Genomic DNA, 6,092 nt, shown 5'->3' with positions numbered 1-6,092 from the left:
GCCCAGGATGACGTCGTTGCCGCCGAGCGCGGTGATCGTGTCGCTTCCGGTGCCGCCGATGACCGGGCCGCCCGTTGCGGATCGGCGCCTCGACGGCCGTGGTGCCGGCATACCAGACCCGGAACAGCCCCGGCGCCGCGAGGGCCGCGGCAATCGGCCGGTCGTTCCAGATCAGGCCGATATTAACGCTGTATTCGGGCACGCCGGCCAGAAAGTCGCGGGTGCCGTCGAGGGGATCGACCAGGAAGAACAGCTCCGCCGTCGCGGCCTCGCAGCTGTTCTCCTCGGCGATGACCGGGATGCCGGGCCAGCGCTGGGTCAGCGCCGCGACGATGAACTCTTCAGAGCGGGCGTCGGCGAGGCTGGCCGGCGAGCCGTCGGGCTTGAGCTTATGGGGGCAGTCGCCACCATGGTAGCCGCGCAGAATCTCGCCGGCCCCGCAGGCGATCTCGGCGAGGCCCGCCGCGATGGCGTCGCGCACCGGCCCGGAGACGGGCGCGGTCAGGCGAGGGCGGGACGCGGGACGCGGTTGTGAGGCGGAAGCGCTCATCCCTGCGGTCATGCCCCGAAGGCCGGCGCTTGTCGACACACCTCGTCGCGAAGTACCGGCGCTTTTCAAAGCAGGCAACGGTGTCTATCGGTGCCGGAGCACGCACGCCGCGGCCCGCTGCACCGATCCCGGCGCACCCGCAGCGGACGTGCAACAGAACCCATCGCGGAGCCGCTCCATGGCCAGCCTCACCCTCGACGCCCTCGATCTCTCGGCGCTGCTGTGCTCGCGGGTCTGCCACGACCTGATCAGCCCGGTCGGCGCGATCAACAACGGGCTCGAGGTGCTGGAGGACGACAACGACCCGTCGATGCGCGAATTCGCCCTCGACCTGATCCGCAAGAGCGCGCGCACCGCCTCGGCCCGCGTCCAGTTCGCCCGCATCGCCTTCGGCGCCTCGGGCTCGGCCGGCGCGGCGATCGACCTCGCCGACGCCGAGAAGCTGACGCGCAACATGTTCGCGGAGGAGAAGCCGGACATCGCCTGGAGCGCGCCGGTGGCGCTGTTTCCGAAGAACAAGGTCAAGCTTCTGCTGAATCTCGTGGTGATCTCCAACACCGCGATTCCGCGCGGCGGCCTGATCGACGTGAAGGTCACCGGCGACGGCGACGCACCCGAAATCGTGATCGTGGCCAAGGGCTCGCATGCCCGCATTCCGCCCCATGCCGAGGAGCTGATCGCCGGCACGCCCGAGGCCGGCTCGGTCGATTCCCACGGGATCCTCGCCTACTACGCCGGCCTCGTCGCCCGCGCCGCCGCGATGACGGTGACGTTCTCGATCGAGGGCGACGCGGTCACGATCCGCGCCGTGCCGACCGAGGCCGCCGTGGAGCCGGCCCCGGCGAACGCCCCGACGTCCGAGGATGACCGGCCCTCCGACAGCGAGCCCTCGGATACGGCGCTCGCGTAGGGCGAGCCATACGTCGTTCCGTGTGCCGTAGGGCGGCAGCGGAACGACGACGCCAAGCCAGACCGTGCAATGACCGTTACAGCACCACCTGTTCGTTGAACGTCTCGGCGCTGAACGGCAGCCGGAAGGTGACGCCGATGCCGTCGTCCTTGTGGCGGATGACGGTGGCGTAGCGCTTGCCGACGGTGACCACGGCGCCGATGCTCGGCTTGTCGGCGAGCACGAGGCCGGCTCCCGTCATCGACAGGTCGGCGATCTCGGCGTCGAGGGAGCGGCCATCCGGCCATTTCACCGTGGTGCGGCAGTGCCTGGGCACGATGCGGGTGCCGACGCGACGGTCTGAGAGACCGTCGACATGCTCGCGCAGCCAGGTCAGGCGCGCCTCGATCCGTGCCTGACGGCCGGCATTCACCTCGACGCCGACGACGAAGCCGTTCTCGGTGAGTTCGCGGATGCTGCCGGCGATCAGGCCGATGCCGTCGACGTAGCAGATCGCCTCGCGGCCGATATCGGCGGCGGAGGCGAGGTAGTCGCAGGTCACCTCGGCCGTCTCGCTATCGGGGAGGTGGACGACGCAGGCGAACTCCCTGTCCTCGCCGATCGTGCAGCGCCCGGACAAGGTGACCAGATCGACGGTCGCCGAAGGCAAAGGTCCGAAAGCAAGCATGGCGCAGTCCCGCATGGCCGATATAACGGTCAAGTCGTGATCGCCGACGCAGTTGCATCTTCTACGTGCGTCAAGAAAATCGACGTTCATTCATGGTGACCGGCACGTTAACAAGACTTTTAAGGATTGATCCACAGCCGGATCGCACGAGATCCGGATCGCGCGAAATCTTGCCAAGATGACCAGAGACAGGACGACCGCGGGCAGAGGACTGCAACGGTTCCCTAACCCAATTGCGGCAGGCTCCTGATTGCACGGCATGTGCCTGCGCCTTGACCGAGTATTGGACGATGGACGATCTGCTTCGCGAATTTCTGACCGAGAGCGCAGAGCATCTCGATACCGTCGACGCGGAGTTGGTGAAGTTCGAACAGGACCCCAACAACCAGCCGATCCTCCGCAACATCTTCCGCTTGGTTCACACGATCAAGGGAACCTGCGGATTTCTCGGGCTGCCGCGGCTCGAAGCCCTGGCCCACGCGGCCGAAAACCTCATGGGCCGTTATCGCGACGGCCTTCCGGTCAGCTCGGCGTCGGTCAGCCTGATCCTGGCGACCCTCGATCGCCTCAAGGCGATCCTGGCCGATCTCGAAGCCGGCGGCACCGAGCCCGCGGGGTCGGATGCGGACCTGATCGAGGCCCTCGACGCCATGTCCCAGGAGCCGGCCGCGGCGGCTGTGCCCGTGTCCGCCCCGCTGGTGGTCCAGGCGCTCCAGCGCGAGCTCAAGCCCGGTGAGGTCTCGCTGGACGATCTCGAGCGCGCCTTCATGGAGGCCGAGGGCCCCGACGAGCTGCCGCCGCTCGCCCCGCTCGCTCCCGTGGCCGAAGCGCCCGCTGCCGTGGTGGCGGCTCCTCCGGTTCCCGCTGCCGCGACGGCCCCGGCTCCAGCCGCGCCCGCCGCCGCCGCCGAGGCGAAGCCGGTCGAGATGACCCCCGAGGCCGAGGCGGCCGCGCAGAAGAACCGCACGATCCGGGTCAACGTCGAGACCCTCGAGCACCTGATGACCATGGTCTCGGAACTGGTGCTGACGCGCAACCAGCTCCTTGAGATCGCCCGCCGCCACGAGGATTCGAGCTACAAGGTCCCGCTGCAGCGCCTCTCACACGTCACCGCCGAACTTCAGGACGGCGTGATGAAGACCCGCATGCAGCCGGTCGGCAACGCCTGGCAGAAGCTGCCGCGCGTGGTGCGCGACCTCTCGGCAGAACTGTCGAAGGGCATCGATCTGGTGATGCTCGGCGCCGAGACCGAGCTCGACCGGCAGGTGCTCGAACTCATCAAGGACCCGCTGACGCACATGGTCCGCAACTCGGCCGATCACGGCATCGAGTCGACGGGCGAGCGCATCCGGGCCGGCAAGCCGGCCGGCGGCACCATCCGCCTCTCCGCCTATCACGAGGGCGGCACCATCTCGATCGAGATCGCCGACGACGGCCGCGGCCTCGACCTCGCCGCCATCCGGCGCAAGGCGGTGGATCGCGGCATCGCCAGCCAGGCCGACGTCGAGCGCATGAGCGATTCCGACGTGGCGAAGTTCATCTTCCACGCCGGCTTCTCCACGGCGCAGACCGTGACCTCGGTGTCGGGCCGCGGCGTCGGCATGGACGTCGTCAAGACAAACATCGAGTCGATCGGCGGCATGATCGATATCGCCACCCAGCGTGGCCAAGGCACCACCTTCACCATCAAGATCCCGCTGACCCTCGCCATCATCTCGGCGCTCATCGTCGAGGCGAGCGGCCAGCGCTACGCGGTGCCGCAGATCGCCGTGCTCGAACTCGTGCGGATCGAAGCCGAGGGCACCAACCGGGTCGAGCACATCAACGGCGCTCCGGTGCTGCGCCTGCGCGAACGCCTACTGCCGATCACCTCGCTCGCCGGCGTCATGCAGGCCGACGCCGCCGTCGGCGACGCGCCGATCTCCGGCTTCGTCGTGGTCGCCCAGGTCGGGCGCCAGCGCTTCGGCATCCTCGTCGACGAGGTCTTCCATACGGAAGAGATCGTCGTGAAGCCGATGTCCTCCAAGCTGCGGCACATCCCGCTGTTTGCCGGCAACACCATCCTCGGCGACGGCGCCGTGGTTCTGATCGTCGATCCCAACGGCATCGCCCGCAAGGTCGGGCAGGGTGCCGTGTCCAGCGATAGCGCGACGCAGGTCGACGAGGCGGCCGAGGCCGCCTTGGACAAGGCGACGCTGCTCGTCTTCAAGGGCGGCGGCAGCTTCAAGGCGGTGCCGCTCTCCCTCGTCACCCGCATCGAGGAGATCGATGCGAGCAAGATCGAGTGGCTCGCGGGCCGTCCGCTGATCCAGTACCGCGGCAAGCTGATGCCGCTGGTGCCGGCCGACCCGGCCATCCAGATCCGCTCGCAGGGCATGCAGGCGCTCGTGGTGTTCTCCGACGGCGACCGCGCGATGGGCCTCGTGGTCGACGAGATCGTCGACATCGTCGAGGATCACCTGAACGTCGAGATCGTCGCCGAGCGCTCCGACCTGATCGGGTCGGCGGTACTGCGCGGCCGGGCCACCGACATCGTCGACGTCGCCCACTTCCTGCCGCTCGCCTACGACGACTGGGCGCGCGGGCCGCGCGCCGCCAAGGCCAAGAACCCGACCTTGCTGCTCGTCGACGACTCGGCCTTCTTCCGCAACCTGCTCACGCCGGTGCTCAAGGCCGCCGGATACGACGTCGCCACGGCGGCGGGCGCCGACGAGGCCATCGCCCGGCTCAAGGCCGATCCGGAGATCAGCGTCGTCGTGGCCGACCTGGAGATGCCGGGCCGCAGCGGCTTCGACCTCGTCGCCGAGATGCGCAAGGGCGGTGGCCGGATCTCGGCCCTGCCGGTGATCGCGCTCTCGGGCGCGATCGGACCCGACTCCGTCACCCGCGCCCGCACGCTCGCCATCAGCGACCTCGTGGCCAAGTTCGACCGCAGCGGCCTCGTCGCGGCGCTCGCCGACCTCGACGCTGCGCCCCTCGACCAGGCCGCCTGATCCCCATGTCCACCGGAACCGCTCCCATGCAGGCCGCCAACACCAACGCCTCCGAGGCCGCCGTCACGGCGGGCCCCCGCGAATACGTCACCGTCCTCGTCGGCGACGCCATGTTCGGACTGGCCATCGAGCGCGTCCACGACGTGTTCGTGCCGACCGGCATCACCGGAGTGCCCCTGGCGCCGCGCGAGATCGTCGGCCTGATCAACCTGCGCGGCCGTGTCGTCACGGCGCTCTGCCTGCGCCGCCGCCTCGGCCTGCCCGACCGTGCGCCGGGCGCCGCGTGCATGGCGATCGGCCTGGAACAGGGCGCCGAGACCTTCGCCCTCGTCACCGACGGCGTCGGCGAGGTGCTGAAGCTCGGCGCGGAGACCTCAGAGCCGGTACCGATCAACCTCGACGCCCGCTGGCGCAACCTCGCCAGCGGCGTCCACCGGCTCAACGGGCGCCTGCTGGTGATCCTCGACATCGGCGCGCTGCTCGCCTTCGGCGAAGCGCTCGCGGCCTGACACCCTCATGATTCCAGACAGAGACCCGACATGAGAACCGCTCTGATCGTCGACGATTCCGCCGTCATCCGGAAGGTGGCCCGGCGCATTCTCGAGACCGCGAATCTCCAGGTCTCCGATGCCGAGGACGGCGAGACCGCCCTCGCGCTCTGCATGGCCGAGATGCCGGACGTGATCCTGCTCGATTGGACCATGCCGAAGATGGACGGCTACGAGTTCCTCAAGGCCTTGCGCGCCTCGCCCGGGGGCGGCCAACCCAAGGTGCTGTTCTGCACCACCGAGAACGACGTCGGCGCCATCGCCCGCGCCCTCCACGGCGGCGCCGACGAATACATCATGAAGCCCTTCGACCGGGACATCCTGATGACCAAACTCGAACAGGTCGGGCTCGGCCGAGAGGCACACGCCGCCTGAGGCCGCAAGGCCGAGATCTGCCGCCCCGATCCCGCGCCGGCCGTCTCCG

Annotated in this window: 6 protein-coding genes; 4 read left to right on the top strand and 2 right to left on the bottom strand. The window is 69.0% G+C overall.

Annotation, left to right across the window (positions count from 1 at the left end):
- A partial coding sequence (locus tag FV217_RS08740; protein ID WP_281407159.1) for an inositol monophosphatase family protein occupies nucleotides 1-550 on the bottom strand: 550 nt, incomplete at its 3' end.
- Between the two features lie 178 nt (nucleotides 551-728).
- On the opposite strand from FV217_RS08740, the gene FV217_RS08735 reads away from it, so the two are divergent.
- A complete protein-coding gene (locus FV217_RS08735; RefSeq protein WP_147816802.1) occupies nucleotides 729-1,460 on the top strand; it encodes a histidine phosphotransferase family protein in 732 nt (243 codons plus the stop codon).
- A gap of 76 nt (nucleotides 1,461-1,536) precedes the next feature.
- Here FV217_RS08735 and FV217_RS08730 read toward each other — a convergent pair whose 3' ends face one another.
- The gene (locus FV217_RS08730; protein ID WP_147816801.1) at nucleotides 1,537-2,127 is read right to left on the bottom strand and encodes a PilZ domain-containing protein; all 591 of its coding nucleotides are present in this window, start codon (nucleotides 2,125-2,127) and stop codon (nucleotides 1,537-1,539) included.
- Nucleotides 2,128-2,417: 290 nt separating this feature from the next.
- Here FV217_RS08730 and FV217_RS08725 point away from each other — a divergent pair, with 290 nt between their 5' ends.
- The 3 genes from FV217_RS08725 to FV217_RS08715 are packed head-to-tail and all read left to right on the top strand — an operon-like array spanning nucleotide 2,418 to nucleotide 6,043.
- A complete protein-coding gene (locus FV217_RS08725) occupies nucleotides 2,418-5,120 on the top strand; it encodes a hybrid sensor histidine kinase/response regulator (protein WP_147816800.1) in 2,703 nt (900 codons plus the stop codon).
- A 26-nt stretch (nucleotides 5,121-5,146) separates the two neighbouring features.
- Entirely contained in the window at nucleotides 5,147-5,629 is a 483-nt protein-coding gene (locus FV217_RS08720; protein WP_147816799.1) for a chemotaxis protein CheW, read from the top strand.
- Nucleotides 5,630-5,659: 30 nt separating this feature from the next.
- Nucleotides 5,660-6,043 (top strand): response regulator, encoded by a 384-nt coding sequence (locus tag FV217_RS08715; RefSeq protein WP_147816798.1) that lies wholly within the window; start codon nucleotides 5,660-5,662, stop codon nucleotides 6,041-6,043.
- The last annotated feature ends 49 nt before the right edge of the window (nucleotides 6,044-6,092 follow it).

Source organism: Methylobacterium sp. WL9 (genome assembly GCF_008040035.1).
Classification (GTDB): domain Bacteria; phylum Pseudomonadota; class Alphaproteobacteria; order Rhizobiales; family Beijerinckiaceae; genus Methylobacterium; species Methylobacterium thuringiense.
Note: the sequence above shows the minus strand (reverse complement) of the source record. Positions and strands in the feature narration are given on the sequence as shown.